Consider the following 21411-nt stretch of genomic DNA (forward strand, 5'->3'; position numbering starts at 1 on the left):
TAATGTTAACCACATTATTGACCCCCAACGTCATTCAGGTTGTTGAAAGTGCCACCGATTGGCGCGATGCGATCCAAATCGCTTGCGAACCACTCCTCAAAAACCACCGTATTCAACAATCTTATGTTGATGCCATCATTCATTCACATGAAAAGATTGGTCCTTACTATGTACTAGGCCCAGGCATTGCAATGCCACATGCTCGCCCTGAAGACGGCGTCAATCAGCTATCTCTTGGCCTTACCGTTATTAAACGCGGTGTTGAGTTTGGTGCCGATGGCAACGACCCCGTTAAGTTATTAATTGTTCTTGCCGCAACCGATAGCAACAGCCATATCGGCGCTATCGCTAAACTCGCTGAACTTTTTGATAACCAAGAAGATATTGACAACATCATGCAATCAGAAAACGTCGATGACATCCTCAACATCATCGCGCGTTATTAATTATTAAAAGGAAACAATATGAAAATTACAGTCGTATGCGGAAATGGTTTAGGCACTAGCCTAATGATGGAAATGAGCATCAAAAATATTTTAAAAGATCTTCAAGTCAGTGCCGAGGTTGACCACGTTGATCTTGGCTCAGCTAAAGGTACCGCCAGTGATATTTTTGTTGGCACCAAAGATATTGCCGAACAATTGGTTGCTCAACAAGTTGCTGGGGAAATTGTTGCTTTGGAAAATATGATAGACAAAGTGGCAATGAAAGAGCACTTAAGTGTGGCTTTACGTAATCTCGGCGCACTATAAGCGGAGGCTGTATGTCATTTTTTCGTTTTCTGATGCAAGATGTGTTATCTGAACCCGCTATTTTAGTGGGTTTGATAGCGCTTATCGGCCTTATCGCTCAAAAGAAACCCGCCACCGAATGTATTAAAGGCACCATCAAAACCATTATGGGTTTTGTGATCTTAGGAGCGGGTGCTGGCTTAGTTGTTAGTTCATTAGGCGATTTCTCCGCTATTTTCCAACACGCATTTGGTATTAATGGCGTCGTTCCAAATAACGAAGCGATTGTTTCTATCGCCCAGAAGAGTTTTGGCCGTGAAATGGCAATGATCATGTTCTTTGCCATGTTAATTAATATCTTAATTGCACGCCTCACCCCTTGGAAATTTATCTTTCTCACAGGGCATCACACACTCTTCATGTCGATGATGGTTGCCGTAATTTTAGCAACAGCGGGTATGGAAGGCACTCTATTAGTGGTTGTTGGTTCATTAATCGTCGGCTTTTGTATGGTGTTCTTCCCAGCCATTGCGCATCCATACATGAAAAAAATCACTGGCTCTGATGACGTTGCAATTGGTCACTTTTCAACGATATCGTATGTCCTTGCAGGTTTTATTGGTAGCAAATTTGGCAACAAAGAACATTCTACTGAAGATATGAATGTGCCAAAAAGTTTGCTTTTCCTACGAGACACACCAGTTGCCATCTCATTCACTATGTTCATTATTTTCATTATTACCTGCTTATTTGCGGGAGGAGATTATGTTCGTGAAGTCAGCGGTGGCAAAAACTGGTTCATGTTCTCATTAATGCAATCCATTACATTTGCTGCGGGTGTTTACATTATTCTGCAAGGTGTACGTATGGTAATTGCGGAGATCGTACCCGCATTTAAAGGGATTTCGGATAAATTGGTTCCAAATGCTAAACCAGCGCTAGACTGCCCTGTTGTTTTCCCTTATGCACCAAATGCCGTGTTAGTCGGCTTTTTAAGCAGTTTTGCTGCGGGTATTATCGGTATGTTCATACTGTATGCGTTGAATATGACCGTCATTATCCCAGGTGTCGTGCCACACTTCTTTGTTGGTGCAGCGGCGGGAGTCTTTGGTAACGCAACAGGAGGTCGCCGAGGCGCTATTTTAGGTGCCTTTGCACAAGGTTTACTCATTACCTTCTTACCTGTCTTTTTATTACCTGTCCTTGGTGACATTGGTATCGCTAATACCACATTTAGTGATGCAGACTTTGGTGCTATTGGTATTCTTTTAGGCATTATTGTCCGCTAACCATAGTGCCCCGTAATACTTCCGTTACGGGGCATATTTATTTAATCAAGTTTCCCGACTAACGCCCCTTCTTTAAATAAGAATTCCTGTAATGATATTAAATCATCCGGCGTCACATGAATGACCCCCTCACCGGGAATATCAATTTCTGCGATCATAAATAGTGCCAGTGTTGTTAATGATGGCAATATGAGGATCAGCCAGTTTTTACCTTTAGTTCCTCGAATGTTATAACCAATTAAAACGTTAGAACAAATCGCAAAGAAAATTAATAAGAACCATGCTGCATTCGGTATTTGATGCCGCCAACTCGCCATCGTTTTTTGTTGTGAAAGATAAAGATCACTAAATGCAGTTAATACCGAGGCGATCACTGGATTTGGTGATTGATTTGCCTCTTTAACCGCAATTTCCCACAAGGTAGCTTGTTTTTCTAATGAGACTCTCCGCCATTGATTATTTTCATCGCTGACACCTGATTTAAAAAATTCAATTCTCGCGTCTAGGTACTGCTGCAATAAATGGATTGCTTCACGTCTGTCACTGCTGTTTAATAATTGCGCTCGTTGGTAAGCATTCCCTATCGCAATCGCTTCATTCTCTTCTGTTTGCTGACGATTGTTGTAGCCACTGATCGAGATTGAGAGAACAAAACCAATCAATAAGCCTAATAACGATAAGATAGCCCCTAATATAATTTTTGCTTCGTCATCAGCAATATCATCATTCAGCTTCTTACGCTTAAAGATAAATTTACCGATATAAGCTGAAATAATGAGCAAGAAAAATGTAATTATAAACAATAAGATAGAGTCAATTGGTGTATCATTAATAAACTCGGAAAAATTAAACATAAAACATGTCCAGACAAGTAATTTTCCGATGATATAACACATCCAGAATAAATTTTTCTAGCTTTTTCACTGGCAAAAATCAGTTTAGATTTTAACGCTAAAATGTCATCATCAAACGATAAAAACATGATAGTATTAACGATGCAATCATAAAAAACAGTCGCTTAACCTACTGTTTTTTAGTCACTTTTAGATATGTAATTTAACTTCAGTACAAGACAGATTTAAATGACAACATCCTTCTATTTTTAGAAGGATAGAAGAGTGCTTAGATACGGTATTATTGAACTAAACCGAGTAACTTTTGATAAAGTATTGCGCCTAATGTGTTCTCATCATACTCAAGGCTCGATGCAAGCTCATCAACGGCAGCGTGCATACTGTGATACAGCATAGAGCTAACCAGCCCAATTGGCTCTGCTGACCAAACACCTTGCGCCTTTCCATGTAATAAGATTTTTTTCACTTGTGAAATTGCCCGCTGTTCATGTACGTTGCTACACGTATGAAAACTTTCATGAAATAGCATGTCATGAATACGTCTTTTTTCAACATAGTATTGTACGCTGCTTTCACACCACTGGCTTAGCATCGCTTGACTGCCCACCTTCTCTTTCAGTGCATCATCAATTTTTCCCAAATACCATGTCATATAACGCTCGCGCAAAGCCTCTAAAATCTCATCCTTCGATTTAAAGTAGTGGTAAAAAGTACCTTTCGCCACATCGGCTTGGCTAACTATTTCACTCACTGTTGTCTCTAAAAAACCTTTCGTGAGAAATAAATGCTCAGCAGCATTCATTAAATCATCCAATCTCTCTTTTGCGGGTTTTGTTCTCGGCTTGTTCATTGGCTCCGTCATCAGCTTAAACCTTTTAAGTTAATTAGAGATAATGCAAAGAGTAATAGATTTTATGGTTTCACACAAACTTCCTACCGCTTTAAGCTAGCCAGAGAAATAACATGTTTAATAAACAAACAAAACACGAGATCTTACCCATCATTGCAGAACACCACAAGATTGTTCTCTTTTAGAGCATAAAATTATCCATTATGGAGTTCATTAGCATTTGATTAATGATATCAATATACTTCTTCTTATATTGATACCGATGCAGTAAAAAATAAATAATTCTCTTATTGAAGGGATCAGAGATGATAGTTAGGTAATCACTAAATGGTAATTAAGATAGCAGTAGAATTATAATCGTTTTAAATAACAGTACCTCCTTAAGGTAGGTATCTCGATAAGCCTCATTTTGGGCTTATCGTACAACTTATTTCTGATAAGAATGATTTTTCTATACTTCAAAATATTATTCTTTATTTCTATAACGTTTTTGAATTGCAATCAACATCGAATCAATAACCCAACTGAGCTTCTTTGTACCCAGGAAACCTATCATCGCACCACAAAACTCGGCAAGTGATGACCAAGCATCAGAATAATTTAAATAGACAAGTAACCATTGAAGCGCTCGAATAGCACTGACTGTAATAGCACCACATATTACAGCTTCTGCTAATGATTGCCATGTACTTTTACTCTCTCGCCACTCTCTAACAAATGCAATCAACGTTGCTAACATAACACCACTTAATAAAGGTAAATTGAGTTGAACCCAGCGGAAAACTTGCGCCCAAAAATCGATATTTTTTTCATGCATAATGGTACCTCCTAAATGGAGTGCTAGTTTATTGTCAATAAATGAAGCCCCCTTATTGTTTATATAAAACTATCGAAATAATGGGCATCACAATCATATGATATTAAATATTAATTATTTCAATAGTCATTAAAATTAATTTCACATTCTACTTATGTATCGTAATAACAAAAGAATAGTATTACAAACATTGTGAAAACCAAGCCAAATAAGATTAAAATAAAATCACAATCATTAATTGTTTACATATCTTAATTTACATTATCTAATATAAACTAGCATACAGAATGGATCCTTACACAAACTCTTCTCGACCTAAATATGCTATTTCTTTAGTGATTAATAATTATTACTCTTCAAATGACAACACAAAAAATATAACCCTACTGACAACAAAATATTACCTTTATGATTATCACTTTAATTATCTTTTTTTATGTATTGATAAAACACGCCTAAAATAATCAATAGCAACCCTATCGATTGTAAGAGTAAATGATTTCCAGCCTGCCCGTTGATGATATCTAAGATAAAGCTTGATACGACTTGACCAATAATAGCGAAGCGACTGTTCAAGGAGTGGGAATTTCGCTGCTACCCTGCTTTATCGCCGCCCCTTATATTGAAAAAGGTATGCTAACCCCTTTACTGACGGATTACTCATTGCCAGAACACTCTATTTATGCGGTTTATCCTAATAGACACTATTTACCCCATAAAACAAGAATGGCTATCGATTTTCTGTTTGAAAGACTGAATCCCAAGAGCGAATATGGCCAGCGTTATGAAATTAATTATTATGCTTCGCGATAACAGTCTGAAAGCCGCACTCGCGGCTTTGCAGAGCCATCGTCAAATTTTAAAGATGATGTTTTGCGACAAATGCTTTTTCTTCATCGCGTAAAGTTAAGACTTCATAACCGGTTGCGGTCACTAAAACAGTATGTTCTGATTGGGCCGATAATTTTTTATCTCGCGTCACAACTGTCCAACCATCTTTTTTGGTCTTAATTTTCATACCACCTTGGTTGATCATCGGCTCTATTGTGAATGTCATCCCTTCTTTTAAGGTAACCCCTTGCCCACGTACACCATAATGTAGCACTTGTGGAGCTTCGTGCATTTCACGGCCTATACCATGACCACAATATTCACGAACCACGCTATAACCATTTTTTTCTGCATGGTGTTGGATTGCAGAACCAATATCCCCTAGTGTTGCCCCTGGTTTGACTTGTTTGATCCCTTCCCACATAGCCTCATAAGTATCCTTAACAAGTTTACGTGCTAATGGTGAGGCTTCGGGCATCACATACATCTTACTTGAGTCTGCAATAAAGCCATTTTTCTCTAATGTGATATCAACATTGATAATATCTCTGGCTTTCAAATGTTCATCAGCTTTCGGTACGCCATGGCACACCACTTCATTAAGGGAGGTATTTAATACATATTGATAACCATACTGGCCTTTGCTGGCTGGTCTCGCCTGCAATTCATTAACAATATAATCTTCAACCTTGTCATTAATTTCCATGGTCGTAATACCCGGCACAATAAAAGTATCTAACATCGCAAATACTTTGGCTAATAAACGGCCAGATTCACGCATCAATTCAATTTCTTCAGCTGTTTTGATTGTGATATTACTCATGGTACTTCCCTTTATGGTTAACAGTTTCTTTTTCTAGCATTTCGCTGATAAGCGTTGTGAAGGTTTTATCGGGATTTAATTCGGCTTGGATACCTATTTTTATCCAAAATTCAGCCTGAGAATTGATCGAGCGTGACATCACTTGGCTAGCACGGCGCAAATAGTCATGCAGATCATCTGAAATTTTCACGATTCCCAAGACAGCACCTCATTAACATATAAAATATTACGATTTATATATAAACCATATAATAACTAAGATGAGAAAGATAGTCATTCAATGGGGAACCGCACAAATGAACTGTTTTTTCATCAAACCGTTTTAATTTTCTAACTTCAAGCCGCCGTCAAAGTATTGTTCGTTACAACGTTGTATTGTTATTGTTAGCTAACTCCATTTTTGTATTGGCTATAAGATGTTAAATTGATTAAATATTAAACTTATCTTTATTTTTACTGATTGTTTTTAACGGATAGATTTTAAATAGGCTTGGATAATTGTTCGGAGAACAATATGTATAAAAAAATTTTAGTTCCTATTGATATTACAGAGAAAAATTTAGCAAACCTTGTACTTCCTCATATTCAATACCTTTCGGAGGAAGAAGGCGCTCATATTCATTTTTTAGCCGTTATTCCTACTATCCCTTTTTATACCTCTATGGGCTTTGGTTTTGCCGAAAAGGCAGATAGCGAACAAGATAAAGTAACAAATCAATTAGTTGATATTATTAAAGATTTTAATCTTCCTAAAGAAAAGTTTACCGCTCAGGTCGTCATGGGAACGCCTAGGGATGAAATTTTGCGTATTGCCGATGATATTCAAGCAGATTTGATTGTTATTGGTTCTAGACGCCCTGGAATGTCAACGTATTTCTTAGGATCAACAGCTTCGATGATCATCCAAAACTCTAAGATTTCTGTCTTAACAGTACGATAATTCACTAACCCACTTCGGTGGGTTTTAATTTAATTCTTAGTAACAAACTAAAAAATATAAACTTTTAAATCTCATTCCTTTCAATTTTCCTATTCCTTCTCTCTGAAGAAAATAAAAAAACGCCTTAATGGATAAAGGCTTTCTCATATCAGAAATAATTCTCACTCTTTGCTGTTATTTATTTTTTACCACTATAGTGGGTAATTTACCGTGAAATAATGATAATCCCTTATTTTATGATTTTATCCATCAAACGATAGTCACACTATTTTCAGCCCATTTTGTTTCTCATATGAAACTAAAAATGACCATAATCTCGACACACTGCACATTTCAAAACAAATATTTTACATATGAGTAACATTCGATTGACTGTTTATCGCTCAGCCTATTAGGCTAGTTTTAAATAATAAACAATGTTTTATATATGAAACAACACTATTTTGCTGTGGAGGAAACAATATGAGTTGGGTCGCGATTTGTGATGTCTCGCAAGTACAAGAAGAATTTCCTTATTCAGCCCGAGTCAATGATACCGAGATCGGTGTTTTCTTAGTGGATGATCAATATTACGCCATGGAAGATGTTTGCCCTCATGCCTATGCCCTACTCAGTCAAGGGTTTGTTGAGGATGGCAAAGTGGAGTGCCCACTTCATGAGGCTGTATTTGATATCAAAACAGGAAAATGCCTACGTGAGCCAGGTGGTCGCGATCTCAAAACCTACCAGACTCGCATTAATAACAACCAAATCGAAATTAGCTTTATTGAGGAGTAGAAATGGAACCGATACAGAATTTCAACCCTTACTTACCTGCTAATCACCAAATTATACCGGCTCGTGAAGGCGGTAAAGGGCAAATCCAAGCACCGGGAACGGCGCCAAATATCGTTTGGCAAACTCGCTCACGTCTCCCTGATGACTATGAAACCGCTCTCATTGCCACATTGGAAATCTTATTTGATTCAGGTATTGAAACTCTCGAGCAAATTATTAGTGCACTCAATCAAAGACAACTCTTTGATAGACAAGGACAACCATGGAATGAAGCCAGTTTTCGCGAATTTCTTCAAGTAAACGGGTATTAATCTCCTGCCAGTGACGCAGAAATAATAATAACCAACGATACCCCACGACAACAGGAAGCAGATTATGACAACTCATGCACAACTTCAGAACTATCAAGATTATTTAGACGTTGGACTTAGAGGCCAGTGGTATCCCGTTTTATCCAGTTGGGAAGTCACTAGCAACCCAATCGGTATCACCCGCTTAGAAGAACAAATTGTGTTATGGCGTGATCAGCAAGGTCAAATTCATGCGCTTGAAGACCGCTGCCCTCACCGTGGTGCACGCTTATCAATGGGCTGGAACCTAGGTGAACGTATTGCCTGCTGGTATCACGGCGTTGAAGTTGGAGGCGATGGTATTGTCAAAGATGTTCCTGCTGTTAGCCAATGTCCATTAGAAGGTCAAAAGTGCCTAAAAACCTACCCAGTTCAAGAATATCATGGCGCAATCTTTCTTTATTTTGCCATTACTGATGAAGAGCCACCGACGCTAGCGTTCCCTGAAGAGCTGGCGGATAGTGAAAATCATAGCCATTTCTTATGTACAGCCACTTGGCATTGTAATTATCAATATGCACTCGAAAATGTCATGGATCCCATGCATGGCACTTATCTCCACTCTTCTTCGCATTCAATGGCGGACGGTGATAAGCAATCAGAGATGATTTTAGAACCGACTCAAAATGGGTTTATCTTCCGCAAAAATGACCAAATGGGGGTGAATTTTGATTGGGTTGAATTTGCCAGTACTGGCGCGAACTGGCTACGCCTATCCATCCCTTATCAAAAACGTTTCGGACCGGGTGGCCACTTCTGGATCATCGGAATGGTTGTGCCAGAAGATCGCTTCAATACCCGCGTCTTCTTTTGGCGTATCCGTAAAGTAAAAGATTGGCAACGTGATCTCTGGCGCTTTATGTACCGTAATCGCTTAGAGGGATTACATTGGGATGTTTTAGAGCAAGACCGTATTATCCTTGAAAATATGGCGCCTAATGCTCGCCAACATGAGTTCCTTTATCAGCATGATGTTGGGCTATCTCGCCTACGCCGTATTATGCAACGTGAAGCCAAAAAGCAATTTGACCAAATTTATAATAAGGAAACGTCAAATGCATAATTTACTGGCAGGCAAACGCATCGTCATTACGGGTGCAGCAAGAGGCTTAGGCTTTGAATTTGCGAAAGCGATCGCACAACAAGGTGCTCACGTCATCCTGTGCGACATATTAAGTGATCGCCTACAGCAAAGCATTACCCAGCTACGCCAAGCCAGTTTGACTGCCGATGGTTTTAACTTAGATATTGCCGACCCCGAGGCCATAGCGCATGTTTTTCAGCAGATTGGTCAACAAGGCAATATTGATGGCCTCGTTAATAATGCCGCCCTTGCCACTGGCGTTGGCGGCAAAACATTGGATGAGTACGACTTAAATCTATGGGATCGCGTCATGACCGTTAATGTAAGAGGCACATGGTTAGTGACAAAGGCGGCACTCCCATTTTTGCGCCAAAGTAGAAATGCCAAGATAGTGAATATTGCTTCTGATACAGCTCTATGGGGCGCCCCTAAGCTGATGGCTTACGTCGCGAGCAAAGGGGCAATTATTAGCATGACACGCTCAATGGCAAGGGAGCTTGGCACACACCGGATCTGTGTCAATGCTATCGCGCCTGGCCTAACTAAAGTTGAAGCCACCGAATATGTACCAGTTGAGCGCCACCAGCTTTATGAAAATGGGCGTGCTATTCAAGGGGAGCAAAAGCCCGAAGATGTGACCGGTACTGTCTTATATTTGCTTTCGCCAATGGCCGATTTTGTGACGGGCCAACTGATCCCCGTCAATGGTGGGTTTGTATTTAACTAAAGACGCCGCTTAATGCGGGGAGGTTAACGCTTTGAGTTCAACATGCAAATATTTGATCCCCGGTTTGGAAAAAGGATTGCAGCTTTTGTTACTCCTAGCACAGCAGCACCGAGAGCTAACCTTTGCTGAAATTTTACGTCTAATCGATATGCCGAAAGCGACGGCCTATCGTGCAATACAAACTTTGGTGCATTTAGACTTTATCGAACAACACCCAAGGACAGGGGCTTTTTCACTCGGTCGCAAAGTGCTTAGCTTAGGTTTAGGGTACATTGCCTCACTCGATCTAACACAGTTAGGCCAACCGATCATTGAACAATTACGCGACCGTAGCCAGTGCAATAGTCACCTCGTCATACGCGATGGGCGAGACATTATTTATATTGCTCGGGTTAGTGCTGCCGAATCAAAAATTAACCACGTGAGTGTTGGTACTCGGTTATTAGCTCACCGCACCTCAATTGGTCGGATGTTACTTAGTGGCTTAAGTCGAGAGGAGTTCGATACCCTCTATCCTGATGATGAGTTACCTGATGATGCGGGAAGTAAACAGGCATTTTGGACAATGATCCAAGCAGACCGGCTACGGGGTTATGTTATCGGAGAGTCTTTTTACCGTCGGGGTATCTCTTCCATTGTTTACCCTGTTTACAACCGAGACCACGGTGTCGAGGCGGCGATCAGTATTATGGTGCCAATGGATAGCATTCCCGCGCAAGAACGCCAACGATTACAAAATGAAGTGAGCAATGCAGCCCAAAAACTTACTGAGTTTATTGGCGGAATAACCTCCGCTAAAGCGGTATAGCGTTACCCATAAATAAAACTAAATATTAGGTTTATTGCCATAAGCCTCAGGCCTCTGCTTGCCCAAAAACAAGGTCGGCAATAAAAAACGATTATATAGAGGGTCAAATTATGTCAGTCATTGGTATTGAAAAATTAGAGTTTGGTGTTGATAACCTTGCCGCTTGTCAGCAATTCTTGCAGGATTTTGGACTGCAAACATCACCCAATAACCCTTCTTATTTTACAACACTGTCCGGTGCAAGCGTCGCCCTTTCATCGATTGATGATCCCCGCTTGCCTACACCTTTTGAATCAGGCTCCACCTTACGACGGATCACTTGGGGCGTAAAAGACCGCGTTACACTCGAACAGGTCATCAAACAGATTGAAGATTGTGCAGGCTTTCAACTCACCTCTGATGGGGCACAGTGCCTTGACCCAAACGGTATGACGGTGGCTTTTACGATTAGCCAACAACAAGATGTTACCGTCGATATTTCCCCTATCAACCAGTGGGGAGATATTCGTCGTATTGATGCGCCAAGCCCTGTTTATGACAAAGCAACCCCCATTAATATTGGTCATGTGGTCTTTTTTGTTGATGACCTACAGGCCACAGAAGCATTCTATTGCCAAAAACTGGGCTTCCAAGTGTCTGACCGTTATATCGACCGTGCGGTTTTTTTACGTACACAAATTAATGGTTGCCACCATAATTTATTCCTACTCAAGCTGCCTCATCGCGGGCGGGGCCTGAATCATGTGGCATTTACGGTTCGCGATATTCATGAGGTGATTGGCGGTGGCCTCGCCATGAACCGCCAAAAATGGAGTACTTTTATTGGCCCGGGTCGTCACCCTATTTCGTCTGCCTACTTCTGGTATGTCAATAGCCCAACGGGCGGTGCGTTTGAGTACTACACCAACGACGACTATCTAACCGAAAAATGGCAACCCCGTGAACTAGAGCACTCTCTCGTTTCCTTTACCGAATGGGCGGTTGAAGGTGGTATCGACCACGAAACACGCCGACAAGTGAAAAAAGACAAGGAGTGATGCCATGACACAACTTATTGATGGCGGTATTGTCATTATCGGCGGCGGGCAAGCCGGTGGCTGGGCCGCAAAAACATTACGAGATGAAGGCTACCAAGGCATTTTATCTGTTATTAGTGATGAGCCACATGATTTCTATGAACGACCGCCTTTATCAAAGGCAGCTTTGAAACAGGAGGGCACCCCTCTATCACGCCTATTTAGTGAAGATGAAACGGACTCTCTGAATTTGACTTGGTATCGCCCTGTTCGTGCGACCCATATTGATGCCAACAAAAAACAGGTGCAGCTCAGTGATGGTCGCCATTTAGCTTTTGATAAATTATTAATTGCAACGGGAGGCCGGCCTCGTTTTCTCTCTTCTGCTTGGCAATCGCATCCTCGCGTATTTGCACTGCGTACTTGGGATGATGGGCAACGTTTACGTGAAGCGCTGTTGTCCGCTAAAAAAATGGCCATTATTGGCGGTGGATGGATTGGCTTAGAAGTTGCGGCCTCTGCACGCCAAATGGGCATTGACGTTACCGTTTTTGAACGCCAAGAGCGCTTATGTCAGCGTAGTGTACCTGCATCTGTTTCAAACGCACTCGCGCAACGCCACCAGCAAGCGGGAGTAGAAATCATAACCGATTGTGGCGAAATTTTGCTCGATGAAAGTCACGATGATTTACGGATCAGTTGTGCTAAGCAGCCTAGCCAATCCTTTGATCTTGCTGTTATGGGGATCGGTGTTGAATTAAATCTTGAGCTAGCGGCAACAGCAGGCCTTGAAGTCACACACGGTATTGTGATCAATGGACAAGGGCAAACATCTCACCCTGATATTTATGCTGCTGGCGATGTTGCTTGTCATCCCACATTATCCCTGTGTTTACAATCTTGGGCTTATGCACAAAACCAAGCCATTACCACCGCCAAAGCCATGCTTAATGCCCACAGTGAGGATTTTAATGACCCTGCATGGCTATGGTCAGATCAATATCAAGACAATATCCAGATTTTAGGGATCCCAACCCCACTAGCAACCCAACATATCCAACGCATCACACCAAATGCTGAAGTGCATTTTTCACTGAATGATGACAACGAATTAGTTCAGATGGTCGCATTTAATGACCCTCGTTCCATCAAGCTAGGCAAAAGGTGGATGCAAAACAGCCGCAAGTTATCCCCATCGGAACTTGCAGATCCTAATTTTTCACTGATGTCACTGAAGTAAATGTGCAGGTAGGAGAAATAATATGGCAAACCAACCGATACCCGTGCCCTCAGTGACACAAGAAAATGAAATGGCATCACCGCAAGAAAGCGTGAACTGGTTGATCCCAATCGCACTATTTTCCTGCGTACTGTTAGCCTTTTTCGACAAAATTAGTATTGCCGCCCTATTTTCTGATGAACAGTTCCAAAAAGCTCTAGGAATTGATTTTGATCCCACACGTCTTGGGCTATTGATGAGTGCATTCCTGTTTGCCTATGGCGTGTCATCCATGCTGCTCAGTGGGATTGGCGATAAATTTCACCCCACCAAAATGCTGCTATTTATGATCAGTAGCTGGTGTATTTTAATGATTTTTATGGGTTTTACTCACCATTACGCCACAATGGTTTTTCTTCGAGTATTACTAGGTATTGCTGAAGGGCCATTACTTGCCATTTCCTATGCCATCGTGCGCCGTACTTTTCCACAAAAAATGCAAGCAAGAGCGACAATGCTTTGGTTATTAGGCACGCCTATTGGTGCGGCTCTTGGTTTTCCAATTTCCTTGTACTTACTGAATAATTTTGGCTGGCAAAGCACCTTTTTCGTTATGGCGGCTTTCACTGTACCCGTATGGTGGCTAGTCGTTATCGGCATTCGCCACCCCAATTTAGTCAATAAGCAAACACAAAACGTGGATGGCAAAGTCTCTACCAAAGACATGGCAGAAGCTAAAATTCAACGTAATACCCTGTTACGCAATAGCCATTTTTGGATTATCTGCTTATTTAATATTGCCTTCTTAGTTTACCTCTGGGGCATGAACGGCTGGTTGCCAAGCTATTTAATCAAAGGCAAATCAATCAATTTAGAGCACGCGGGGATCTTATCCTCACTCCCCTTTATCGCCATGTTATTTGGTGAAGCGATAGGAGCATGGATTTCTGACCGTTATGATCGTCGTGCCTTAGTCTGTTTTATCTCATTACTTGGCGCCGTAATCGGCCTTTCAGGTGTGCTATTTCTCACCAGTACCTACAGCATTATTTTAATGATGGCCTTTAGCATGTTTATGTGGGGGGCTGGTGCTCCAAATATATTTGCTCTTCTGGCCAAAGCGACACAAAAGCAAGTCAGTGCACTCGCTGGCGGTATTTTCAATGGATTAGGCAACCTTGCGGGTGCCGCCGCACCGTTGTTAATGGGGGTATTAATCACCCTCACCCACAATATGGATAGTGGCCTGTTATTTATTGTCATTATCGGTTTGATCGGCAGCGTATTACTTATCCCCCTTATAAAAAGATACTGATTTAACTACTCAATATCAGGAGATATCACTATGTCACAACAACTGAATCAAATAAAACCACAAGGCATCTCGATGGCGGATTGGGTTGAATCACGCATCGCCCGTTTTGAAGGCCGCAAATATGACTGGAATGCATTGAAATTTCAGGCGGATTTTGACCCTAAATACCGCCGGGCGCAGATGCGTTACATCGGTACGGGGGCGACAGGGGTTGCCAACGATGCCAATACCGTTCCCGCGGAAAACTTTACCTTCTCAACCATGGTACTGCCCTCAAAGTGTGAAGGACCGCTGCACCTGCACCCTGATGTTGAAGAAGTCTTTTTCATGCTCAAAGGAACCATCACCTTATTTATTAAAGATGGGGATGAGGAGTATGAAACCGTGCTCAAAGAGCGTGACCTAATTTCGGTTCCAGCTGGGATTTACCGTGGTTTATTTAATCATGGTGAAGAAGAAGCGTTGATGTGCGTAATGATCGGTACGCCTAAGCCTGCCATTCCGACTTACCCAGACGATCATCCATTATCAAAAGTCAAACGTAGTTAACAGGAGAATTCAGTGATGAAACTGCCTATTGAACATTTACCCACTATCCAAACCGCTGAATTCGGCTCATATCATTTGAATTGGCGTGAAGCCGGGAACGGTGAAACGGTGATCTTACTTCATGGTATTAGCTCAGGCTCTGCATCGTGGATTTATCAACTGACAGATTCATCACTGACCCAGCAATACCGCTTGCTGGCATGGGATGCACCAGGCTACCTCAATAGCCGAGCCCTGACTACCGACACCCCAACCGCCAATGACTATGCAGAAGCATTAGCGGCCTTTATCGATGGCTTAGATCTTCCTCAAGTTGTATTGGTTGGTCATTCACTTGGTGCCATCATGGCCTGTGCGTTCGCTGCAAAATATCCACAAAAAATAAAAGGTTTATTTTTAGCTAATCCGGCGCAAGGCTACGCAACTAAACATAAAACTGAACAGAGACAGGTTTATGAACAACGACGAGAAATCGTCTTCAATTCAGGTATTGAATATTATGCACAGCATCGTGCCGCCGCCCTACTAAGCCCATCTGCCAGTGAACCACAGATTGATTGGGTAAGGCAAACCATGCGTAAACTTAACCCTCGCGGTTTCTTAGCCGCAGCATGGATGTTGGCTCACGATGATATTAGCCGTTACCTCAATCTTTATTCAGGCCCCGTCCAAATGGTTGTTGGCCTTGATGACACCATTACGCCGCCTGAAAAAGTGCACATACTCGCTCAGCAACACAGTTGCCCCCTTACCTATATTGAACGAGCAGGACATGCAAGTTATCTCGATGCATCTCAGCCATTTAATCATTACCTGAAGCAATTTTTGGCGACCTATGCCGTAGTAGAAGTTTGATTAAGGAAAGCGCTATGAATTTACAATTAGAAAATCGTGTCGCCGTCGTCACTGGAGGAAGTTCAGGAATTGGCCTAGCCACAGTCCGACTCCTGTTAGCCGAAGGATGTCATGTCGCCTTTTGTGGTCGAAACCAAGATAAACTGACCGAGGCACATCACGCATTACAGGCGGCCTATCCACACGCTAAGTTGCTCGCTGTCTGTTGCGATGTGCTGGATAAAACGCAAACTGAGGCATTTGCACAGCAAGTACAAACACATTTTGGGCAAGTCGATTTACTGATTAATAATGCAGGTCAAGGATATGTGGCTCACTACGCTGATACGCCTGAAGAAGCTTGGTTACAAGAAGCGCAACTTAAATTGTTTGGCGTTATCAATCCCGTTAATGCATTTATGCCCTTGTTAGAACAGTCAGATATCGCGTCAATTACCTGTGTCAACTCGCTATTAGCAAGACAACCAGAGCCTCATATGGTAGCGACCTCTGCCGCTCGCGCGGCTTTACTCAATCTCACGCTTAATCTATCGAAAACCCTTCTGCCGAAAGGCATTCGTGTCAATTCTATCTTGCTCGGCATGGTGGAGTCAGAGCAATGGCGTCGCCGCTTTGAGGCGCGTAGCGACAAAAGTCTTGATTGGCACAGTTGGATTGGTGAGATCGCCAAAAAACGCGGCATTCCAATGCAACGCTTAGGGAAACCAGAAGAGCCTGCTAGAGCATTGGTGTTTTTAGCTTCACCAATGGCTTCATTTACCTCTGGTGCGGCGTTAGATGTCTCCGGCGGTTTTTGCCACCACATTTAAGGGAACGATGATGAAAACACTGATGCTTATCGGATATGGTGCTATGGCGAATGAAGTGATCCAACGGCTTCCTGCTGGGATTGAGCTAGGCTGGATAGTGGCCCGCGAACATCACCACAATGATATCAAACAACGCTTTCAAAACCGTGTGATACCACTAAGCTGCCCGACGCACGCCTCACAAAAACCAGACTTAGTCTTGGAGTGTGCTAGTCAACATGCTGTCAAACAGTATGCCCCCATGGTTTTAGAAAAAGGCTGGACGCTAGCCGTGATTTCAACTGGCGCATTGGCGGATGCGCAATTAGCACAAACGCTAAGCCAAAAAGCTCAACAACACCACGCTATCTTTATCCCATTATCAGGGGCTGTTGCTGGTCTCGATGGACTACGTTGTGCAAAAGAAGCCGCAATCCGCCAAGTAACCTACCAATCACGTAAAAGTCCTGCCAGCTGGCGCAATGGTCCGGCTGAAAATTACATCGACCTAGATACGGTTACAGAGCCAACGGTTTTTTTCCACGGAACAGCACGCGAGGCGGCACTGAAATTCCCCGCAAATGCCAATGTGGCGGCGACGGTTGCCCTCTACGGTATCGGTATGGATAAAACAAAAGTCGAACTTATGGTCGACCCGACGACCAAGCAAAATAGTCATCGCATTGAGGTTACTGGTGATTTTGGCCATTTTTGTATCGAATTAAATGGTAACCCATTACCTTCAAATCCTAAAACATCCCTGCTATCTGCATTAAGTGCCGTCGAAATTTGCCGTCGCATTGCAGATCAAGATGCCATTATCTGACTGGAGAATTCCCATGAAAAAACTCAATATATTTGTCGGTGGACGATGGCAACAAGGGCGCGGTAATGAAATGTGCTCTCGCTTTCCGGGTGACCAACACATTATCGCCACGCTCAACAGCGCCAGTGTAAGTGATGTTGAAGAAGCGGTTCAGGCGGCAGAGCGTGCATGGCGAGCGCCAAGTTGGCGCAATATGCCCCCACATCAACGCGCGACTATTTTACACAACGTCAGTATGCTAATCGAAGAGCAAGCAGACGAGCTAACCCGCTTACAAACTCTCGACAATGGTAAACCTTGGGCAGAAGCTCGTGGGCTAGTCATGAGTGCCGCGGCAACAGCCCGTTATTTTGCCGCCGTATGCGAAGTCAGTGGCGGAGAGCTGCCTCCTCGTCGCCAGCCCGATATGATGACATTAAGTACATATCAACCCCTAGGTGTTATTGCCGCTATTACACCATGGAATTCACCGATTGCTAGCGATATGCAAAAAATTGCACCTGCACTAGCTGCGGGCAATGCTGTGATATTAAAACCCGCCGAGGCGACCCCGCTTATCTCATTGAAACTCGCGGAATTATTTGAGCAAGCGGGTCTACCGAGTGGCTTACTCAGCGTACTCCCCGGTAAAGGCTCTATCGTTGGTGATGCACTTGTCCGCCATCCTTTAGTGAAAAAAATATCCTTTACTGGCGGCACCAATACAGGCCGACAACTCGCACATATTGCGGCAGAAAAACTGATCACAACGTCACTAGAGCTTGGTGGCAAGTCTCCTACTATTGTCTTAGAAGATGCGGATCTCAACCTTGCGGCACATGGCGTTTGTTATGGTATTTTCAGTTCAATGGGGCAAGCTTGTATTGCAGGCTCTAGGCTGTTCGTCTCACGTGCTGTTTATGAACCTTTTATGGAAAAGCTCACTGCACTGACTCAACAACTCATTATCGGAGACCCTCGCCAAGAACGGGTTCATGTCGGCCCTTTGATATCCCCCGAACACCGAGAAAGTGTTATTCGCTACGTCAACCAAGCAATCGCTGAAGGTGGCACAATTCGCCTTGGCGGAGCTATCCCCCAAGACCCTAACTTACAAGCAGGGAATTATTATTTACCAACCATTATTGAAGGGCTGAATAACCAAGCTTCTGTCTGCCAAGAAGAGATCTTCGGGCCTGTGCTGGTCGTTATCCCTTTTGATAATGAAGCGCAACTCATAGAAGAAGCCAATGATTCTATTTATGGCCTTGCTGCGGGGATCTGGACGCAAGATTACACTCGCGCCTTTAAATTAGCAGATGCTTTAGATGTTGGTACTGTTTGGATCAATACCTACAAAGTTTTCTCCATTTCAACACCTTTTGGTGGGTTTAAAGAGAGTGGACTCGGTAGAGAAAAAGGCCTTGAAAGCCTCAAAGCTTATATGCAGCAAAAAAGTATTTTTCTGGCACTAAACCCACAACCAAACCGTTGGTGTGAATAAATGACCATGCATCCGTAAATATCTTCACGTTGCAAATTATTGGTTATCAAATTCTAAAGGAGAACACTATGTATGAGACAATCACGGTTGGCGAGGCGATCGCCAGAACATTAGAACAATACCAAGTCAGTACCGTCTATGGCGTTATCTCAATCCACAACCTGCCGATTGCAGATGCAATTGGTCGCCGTGGCATGATTGACTTCACCCCTAGCCGTGGGGAAGCGGGTGCCGTTACCATGGCTGATGCACATGGTCGCTTCACCGGACTTGGCGTCGCCTTAACCAGCACAGGAGCCGGCGCGGGTAATGCCGTGGGCTCAATGATTGAAGCCATGAATGCTTGCTCGCCAATTATCCATATTACAGGGCAAGTAGAAAAAGCGTATCTGGATATGGATGCCGGTTTTATTCACGAAACGCGCGATCAACTTGGCTTTTTAAAAGCCAGCTCTAAGCAAGCATTTCGCGTCCATAGCGCCGAACAAGCGGTTGCCGTCTTACATAAAGCCATTCAAGTTGCACAAACCGTTCCTTGTGGCCCCGTCTCTATCGAAATACCGATTGATATACAAAGCGCACAAGTTCCCTTATCGCTACTCAGCGCACCACTGACAGTTCAACCTTTACCAGAAGCAACGGCGGATCAAGTCGATGCGATTTGGCAAAAATTACAGCATGCACAACGCCCTTTATTATGGATTGGTGGTGGTGCGCTACACGCCTCTGATGCGATTAAAAAATTGGCAGATCAGGGGGTAGCGGTGATCAGTAGTACGCATGGGCGAGGTATTTTATCTGACGAACATCCATTTAGCTTACGCGCTTTCCATAACGCAGATGCTATTGATAAATTGATGCGTTCTTGCGATATCACACTCGTCGCTGGCTCTCGTTTACGCAGTAATGAAACCAAAACGTGGTCATTACCCTTGCCGCAACCTTTAATTCAAATTGATATCGATCCGCTAGCGGCTAATCGAAACTATCGTGCAGATTTGGTGGTTACTGCCGATTGCCATAGTATTCTGAACGCATTAGCCAGCAAACTCGAGCAAGCTAAGCGAACAATTTCACCACAATGGCAACAACAAGTCCAAGAAGCCACTCAGCAAGCCGAAGCACAACTCAGAGCGCAATGTGGACCATACAGCCAATTAAGCGATGCGGTTGAGCAGGCACTGCCAGATCACGGTATATTTGTGCGAGATATCACCGTTTCAGGTAGCTTATGGGGAAGCCGCTTACTAAAAGCGACTCAGCCATTACACAATATTCACTCTTTGGCTGGTGCGATTGGATTAGGCTTAGCAATGGCTATCGGTAGCGCTAAAGCGAATCCTCAGACTCCCGTTATTGGCTTAGTTGGCGATGGTGGTTTAATGCTAGGTATTGGGGAGCTTGCTACCATGGCACAAGAGCAACTACCGATTGTGCTTCTTATTATGAATGACCATGGATATGGTGTTATGCGCGGGATCCAAGAGAAATATTTCGCTGATCGGCAATATTATAATGAGTTACTCACTCCTTCATTTACGCGATTAGCAGAATCAATGGGAATTAAAGCACTAACCGTTGATAAGGCAGAAGATTTTAAATCTACGTTACAACGTGCCGTCGAATTAAAACAGCCTGTCGTTGTAGAAGTCCTTATGGAAAATATTGGTAAAATGAATTTCTCAGGGCCTCCCCAGAAAAAACTATTTTAATTCACATTGCTAAATGCTTAATAGCGCATAGAGTGTCTATGCGCTATTTCATTAAGCTTATTTAGTTTGGCTTCTTGCCATATGTTGATTAATCACACGTTGTACAGCATACGATTGGCTATTTTCTGTGAAACTTAATGCCGTCGCGGCTTTTTCATGGGCATCCATATTTGAAAACGTTTTCGATAGGCCATTAATCGTTGGCTTTTCAATATTGGCTTTTTCAGCATGCCTAGCCATCGCAATTTGGTTAGCTTGAGAGGTACTGTTTTCTGTAAAACTTAAAGCAATCAGCGCATTTTCATGCGTACGTACCTTATCGTGAGCCTGTGATTGTGCTACCGCTGAAGAACAAAAAAAGAATGTTGCTATAATAGAAAATAATACTTTATTCATAAAATAACCTTAGACTGATTAATATAAAATGATTGATAAAAACCCAGCAGTCGATAGGTTTTTATCCATAAATTAAAATGCTAATTAATAAAAATAAAATAAAACATATAGCGAGTTCAGATTTTAAAAACGCAATCATAAGATTATTAATAAGCATTAACTAAATTCAAACTGAATGGGGAATTAAGCGAATAATATTCGTTTGAAATTTAGACTCTCACCATCGTGGTTAATATGGCGAATAACAAACTCAAAGGAATATCAGCCTGAATGATTTCTCACCAACAGAAATAATTTACTGGCTACTGCATTTTTCCTTTATATCCTAAGGATATCAAACCTAATATACTTCGCTAGCGGATCACTGAACA

Annotated in this window: 25 protein-coding genes; 19 read left to right on the plus strand and 6 right to left on the minus strand. The window is 42.6% G+C overall.

Annotated features, from left to right (window positions below; genetic code table 11):
- Window positions 1-2 precede the first annotated feature (2 nt).
- Genes PR833_RS07735 through PR833_RS07745 form a run of 3 tightly spaced genes read left to right on the plus strand, consistent with a single transcriptional unit; the run spans window position 3 to window position 2020 of the window.
- Entirely contained in the window at window positions 3-446 is a 444-nt protein-coding gene (locus PR833_RS07735; protein WP_014658177.1) for a PTS sugar transporter subunit IIA, read from the plus strand.
- Between the two features lie 18 nt (window positions 447-464).
- Window positions 465-752, plus strand: a complete 288-nt coding sequence (locus tag PR833_RS07740; RefSeq protein ID WP_004918996.1) for a PTS sugar transporter subunit IIB — start codon at window positions 465-467, stop codon at window positions 750-752.
- Window positions 753-763: 11 nt separating this feature from the next.
- Window positions 764-2020, plus strand: a complete 1257-nt coding sequence (locus tag PR833_RS07745; RefSeq protein ID WP_014658176.1) for a PTS ascorbate transporter subunit IIC — start codon at window positions 764-766, stop codon at window positions 2018-2020.
- 41 nt (window positions 2021-2061) lie between these two features.
- Here PR833_RS07745 and PR833_RS07750 read toward each other — a convergent pair whose 3' ends face one another.
- The 3 genes from PR833_RS07750 to PR833_RS07760 all read right to left on the minus strand — a co-directional run bounded on the left by PR833_RS07750 (window position 2062) and on the right by PR833_RS07760 (window position 4541).
- Window positions 2062-2874 (minus strand): bestrophin-like domain, encoded by an 813-nt coding sequence (locus PR833_RS07750; RefSeq protein ID WP_036943840.1) that lies wholly within the window; start codon window positions 2872-2874, stop codon window positions 2062-2064.
- A 280-nt stretch (window positions 2875-3154) separates the two neighbouring features.
- Complete coding sequence (locus tag PR833_RS07755; protein ID WP_272526004.1) at window positions 3155-3724, minus strand: TetR/AcrR family transcriptional regulator; 570 nt, start codon at window positions 3722-3724, stop codon at window positions 3155-3157.
- Window positions 3725-4190: 466 nt separating this feature from the next.
- Complete coding sequence (locus PR833_RS07760; protein ID WP_004918982.1) at window positions 4191-4541, minus strand: phage holin family protein; 351 nt, start codon at window positions 4539-4541, stop codon at window positions 4191-4193.
- Window positions 4542-5087: 546 nt separating this feature from the next.
- On the opposite strand from PR833_RS07760, the gene PR833_RS07765 reads away from it, so the two are divergent.
- Window positions 5088-5354 (plus strand): LysR substrate-binding domain-containing protein, encoded by a 267-nt coding sequence (locus PR833_RS07765; protein WP_004918980.1) that lies wholly within the window; start codon window positions 5088-5090, stop codon window positions 5352-5354.
- Window positions 5355-5400: 46 nt separating this feature from the next.
- Here PR833_RS07765 and map read toward each other — a convergent pair whose 3' ends face one another.
- Together map and PR833_RS07775 are read right to left on the minus strand one after the other, a co-directional pair.
- Entirely contained in the window at window positions 5401-6195 is a 795-nt protein-coding gene (gene map / locus PR833_RS07770) for a type I methionyl aminopeptidase (protein ID WP_004918978.1), read from the minus strand.
- Window positions 6188-6394 carry a ParD-like family protein gene (locus tag PR833_RS07775; RefSeq protein ID WP_036943836.1) on the minus strand — a complete coding sequence of 69 codons (207 nt, stop codon included), beginning with the start codon at window positions 6392-6394 and terminating at the stop codon, window positions 6188-6190. Before PR833_RS07775 ends, map begins: the two co-directional genes overlap by 8 nt.
- 315 nt (window positions 6395-6709) lie before the next feature.
- Between PR833_RS07775 and PR833_RS07780 the strand changes: the two genes are divergently transcribed.
- The 15 genes from PR833_RS07780 to PR833_RS07850 all read left to right on the plus strand — a co-directional run bounded on the left by PR833_RS07780 (window position 6710) and on the right by PR833_RS07850 (window position 20644).
- Window positions 6710-7135 (plus strand): universal stress protein, encoded by a 426-nt coding sequence (locus PR833_RS07780; RefSeq protein ID WP_004918975.1) that lies wholly within the window; start codon window positions 6710-6712, stop codon window positions 7133-7135.
- A gap of 462 nt (window positions 7136-7597) precedes the next feature.
- Window positions 7598-7912 carry a nitrite reductase small subunit NirD gene (gene nirD, locus PR833_RS07785; RefSeq protein ID WP_004918973.1) on the plus strand — a complete coding sequence of 105 codons (315 nt, stop codon included), beginning with the start codon at window positions 7598-7600 and terminating at the stop codon, window positions 7910-7912.
- Between the two features lie 2 nt (window positions 7913-7914).
- Complete coding sequence (locus PR833_RS07790) at window positions 7915-8223, plus strand: recombinase-like helix-turn-helix domain-containing protein (RefSeq protein ID WP_004918964.1); 309 nt, start codon at window positions 7915-7917, stop codon at window positions 8221-8223.
- Between the two features lie 64 nt (window positions 8224-8287).
- Entirely contained in the window at window positions 8288-9325 is a 1038-nt protein-coding gene (locus tag PR833_RS07795) for an aromatic ring-hydroxylating oxygenase subunit alpha (RefSeq protein ID WP_004918962.1), read from the plus strand.
- Window positions 9318-10073: an SDR family oxidoreductase gene (locus PR833_RS07800; protein WP_272526006.1), complete on the plus strand. Its 756-nt coding sequence runs from the start codon at window positions 9318-9320 to the stop codon at window positions 10071-10073. The genes PR833_RS07795 and PR833_RS07800 overlap by 8 nt, the downstream gene beginning before the upstream one ends.
- Before the next feature lie 31 nt (window positions 10074-10104).
- A complete protein-coding gene (locus PR833_RS07805) occupies window positions 10105-10881 on the plus strand; it encodes an IclR family transcriptional regulator (protein WP_060561321.1) in 777 nt (258 codons plus the stop codon).
- A gap of 110 nt (window positions 10882-10991) precedes the next feature.
- On the plus strand, window positions 10992-11918 hold the full coding sequence (locus PR833_RS07810; protein ID WP_060561322.1) for a VOC family protein: 927 nt from the start codon (window positions 10992-10994) through the stop codon (window positions 11916-11918).
- 4 nt (window positions 11919-11922) lie between these two features.
- Complete coding sequence (locus PR833_RS07815; RefSeq protein ID WP_004918952.1) at window positions 11923-13137, plus strand: NAD(P)/FAD-dependent oxidoreductase; 1215 nt, start codon at window positions 11923-11925, stop codon at window positions 13135-13137.
- A gap of 70 nt (window positions 13138-13207) precedes the next feature.
- Window positions 13208-14431: an MFS transporter gene (locus PR833_RS07820; protein ID WP_376738366.1), complete on the plus strand. Its 1224-nt coding sequence runs from the start codon at window positions 13208-13210 to the stop codon at window positions 14429-14431.
- A 30-nt stretch (window positions 14432-14461) separates the two neighbouring features.
- Window positions 14462-14980 (plus strand): cupin domain-containing protein, encoded by a 519-nt coding sequence (locus PR833_RS07825; RefSeq protein ID WP_004918950.1) that lies wholly within the window; start codon window positions 14462-14464, stop codon window positions 14978-14980.
- Window positions 14981-14995: 15 nt separating this feature from the next.
- A complete protein-coding gene (locus PR833_RS07830; RefSeq protein ID WP_036943831.1) occupies window positions 14996-15835 on the plus strand; it encodes an alpha/beta fold hydrolase in 840 nt (279 codons plus the stop codon).
- A gap of 14 nt (window positions 15836-15849) precedes the next feature.
- Entirely contained in the window at window positions 15850-16644 is a 795-nt protein-coding gene (locus PR833_RS07835; protein ID WP_014658164.1) for an SDR family oxidoreductase, read from the plus strand.
- 10 nt (window positions 16645-16654) lie between these two features.
- Window positions 16655-17449 carry an aspartate dehydrogenase gene (locus PR833_RS07840; RefSeq protein WP_014658163.1) on the plus strand — a complete coding sequence of 265 codons (795 nt, stop codon included), beginning with the start codon at window positions 16655-16657 and terminating at the stop codon, window positions 17447-17449.
- Window positions 17450-17462: 13 nt separating this feature from the next.
- Window positions 17463-18932, plus strand: a complete 1470-nt coding sequence (locus PR833_RS07845; RefSeq protein WP_060561325.1) for an aldehyde dehydrogenase — start codon at window positions 17463-17465, stop codon at window positions 18930-18932.
- A gap of 68 nt (window positions 18933-19000) precedes the next feature.
- Window positions 19001-20644 carry a thiamine pyrophosphate-binding protein gene (locus PR833_RS07850; protein WP_060561326.1) on the plus strand — a complete coding sequence of 548 codons (1644 nt, stop codon included), beginning with the start codon at window positions 19001-19003 and terminating at the stop codon, window positions 20642-20644.
- Between the two features lie 57 nt (window positions 20645-20701).
- Here PR833_RS07850 and PR833_RS07855 read toward each other — a convergent pair whose 3' ends face one another.
- On the minus strand, window positions 20702-21040 hold the full coding sequence (locus tag PR833_RS07855) for a hypothetical protein (RefSeq protein WP_036943823.1): 339 nt from the start codon (window positions 21038-21040) through the stop codon (window positions 20702-20704).
- Between the last annotated feature and the right edge of the window lie 371 nt (window positions 21041-21411).

The sequence above is a fragment of the Providencia sp. PROV189 genome, from assembly GCF_028480065.1.
Taxonomy (GTDB): Bacteria; Pseudomonadota; Gammaproteobacteria; order Enterobacterales; family Enterobacteriaceae; genus Providencia; species Providencia stuartii.

What these genes read in the sequence shown, in the direction of transcription:
- PR833_RS07735 (WP_014658177.1), top strand. Translation starts at nt 3, where the DNA reads ATGTTAACCACATTATTGACCCCCAACGTCATTCAGGTTGTTGAAAGT.
- PR833_RS07740 (WP_004918996.1), top strand. Translation starts at nt 465, where the DNA reads ATGAAAATTACAGTCGTATGCGGAAATGGTTTAGGCACTAGCCTAATG.
- PR833_RS07745 (WP_014658176.1), top strand. Translation starts at nt 764, where the DNA reads ATGTCATTTTTTCGTTTTCTGATGCAAGATGTGTTATCTGAACCCGCT.
- PR833_RS07750 (WP_036943840.1), bottom strand. Translation starts at nt 2,874, where the DNA reads ATGTTTAATTTTTCCGAGTTTATTAATGATACACCAATTGACTCTATC.
- PR833_RS07755 (WP_272526004.1), bottom strand. Translation starts at nt 3,724, where the DNA reads ATGAACAAGCCGAGAACAAAACCCGCAAAAGAGAGATTGGATGATTTA.
- PR833_RS07760 (WP_004918982.1), bottom strand. Translation starts at nt 4,541, where the DNA reads ATGCATGAAAAAAATATCGATTTTTGGGCGCAAGTTTTCCGCTGGGTT.
- map (WP_004918978.1), bottom strand. Translation starts at nt 6,195, where the DNA reads ATGAGTAATATCACAATCAAAACAGCTGAAGAAATTGAATTGATGCGT.
- PR833_RS07780 (WP_004918975.1), top strand. Translation starts at nt 6,710, where the DNA reads ATGTATAAAAAAATTTTAGTTCCTATTGATATTACAGAGAAAAATTTA.
- nirD (WP_004918973.1), top strand. Translation starts at nt 7,598, where the DNA reads ATGAGTTGGGTCGCGATTTGTGATGTCTCGCAAGTACAAGAAGAATTT.
- PR833_RS07790 (WP_004918964.1), top strand. Translation starts at nt 7,915, where the DNA reads ATGGAACCGATACAGAATTTCAACCCTTACTTACCTGCTAATCACCAA.
- PR833_RS07795 (WP_004918962.1), top strand. Translation starts at nt 8,288, where the DNA reads ATGACAACTCATGCACAACTTCAGAACTATCAAGATTATTTAGACGTT.
- PR833_RS07800 (WP_272526006.1), top strand. Translation starts at nt 9,318, where the DNA reads ATGCATAATTTACTGGCAGGCAAACGCATCGTCATTACGGGTGCAGCA.
- PR833_RS07810 (WP_060561322.1), top strand. Translation starts at nt 10,992, where the DNA reads ATGTCAGTCATTGGTATTGAAAAATTAGAGTTTGGTGTTGATAACCTT.
- PR833_RS07815 (WP_004918952.1), top strand. Translation starts at nt 11,923, where the DNA reads ATGACACAACTTATTGATGGCGGTATTGTCATTATCGGCGGCGGGCAA.
- PR833_RS07820 (WP_376738366.1), top strand. Translation starts at nt 13,208, where the DNA reads ATGGCATCACCGCAAGAAAGCGTGAACTGGTTGATCCCAATCGCACTA.
- PR833_RS07825 (WP_004918950.1), top strand. Translation starts at nt 14,462, where the DNA reads ATGTCACAACAACTGAATCAAATAAAACCACAAGGCATCTCGATGGCG.
- PR833_RS07830 (WP_036943831.1), top strand. Translation starts at nt 14,996, where the DNA reads ATGAAACTGCCTATTGAACATTTACCCACTATCCAAACCGCTGAATTC.
- PR833_RS07835 (WP_014658164.1), top strand. Translation starts at nt 15,850, where the DNA reads ATGAATTTACAATTAGAAAATCGTGTCGCCGTCGTCACTGGAGGAAGT.
- PR833_RS07840 (WP_014658163.1), top strand. Translation starts at nt 16,655, where the DNA reads ATGAAAACACTGATGCTTATCGGATATGGTGCTATGGCGAATGAAGTG.
- PR833_RS07845 (WP_060561325.1), top strand. Translation starts at nt 17,463, where the DNA reads ATGAAAAAACTCAATATATTTGTCGGTGGACGATGGCAACAAGGGCGC.
- PR833_RS07850 (WP_060561326.1), top strand. Translation starts at nt 19,001, where the DNA reads ATGTATGAGACAATCACGGTTGGCGAGGCGATCGCCAGAACATTAGAA.
- PR833_RS07855 (WP_036943823.1), bottom strand. Translation starts at nt 21,040, where the DNA reads ATGAATAAAGTATTATTTTCTATTATAGCAACATTCTTTTTTTGTTCT.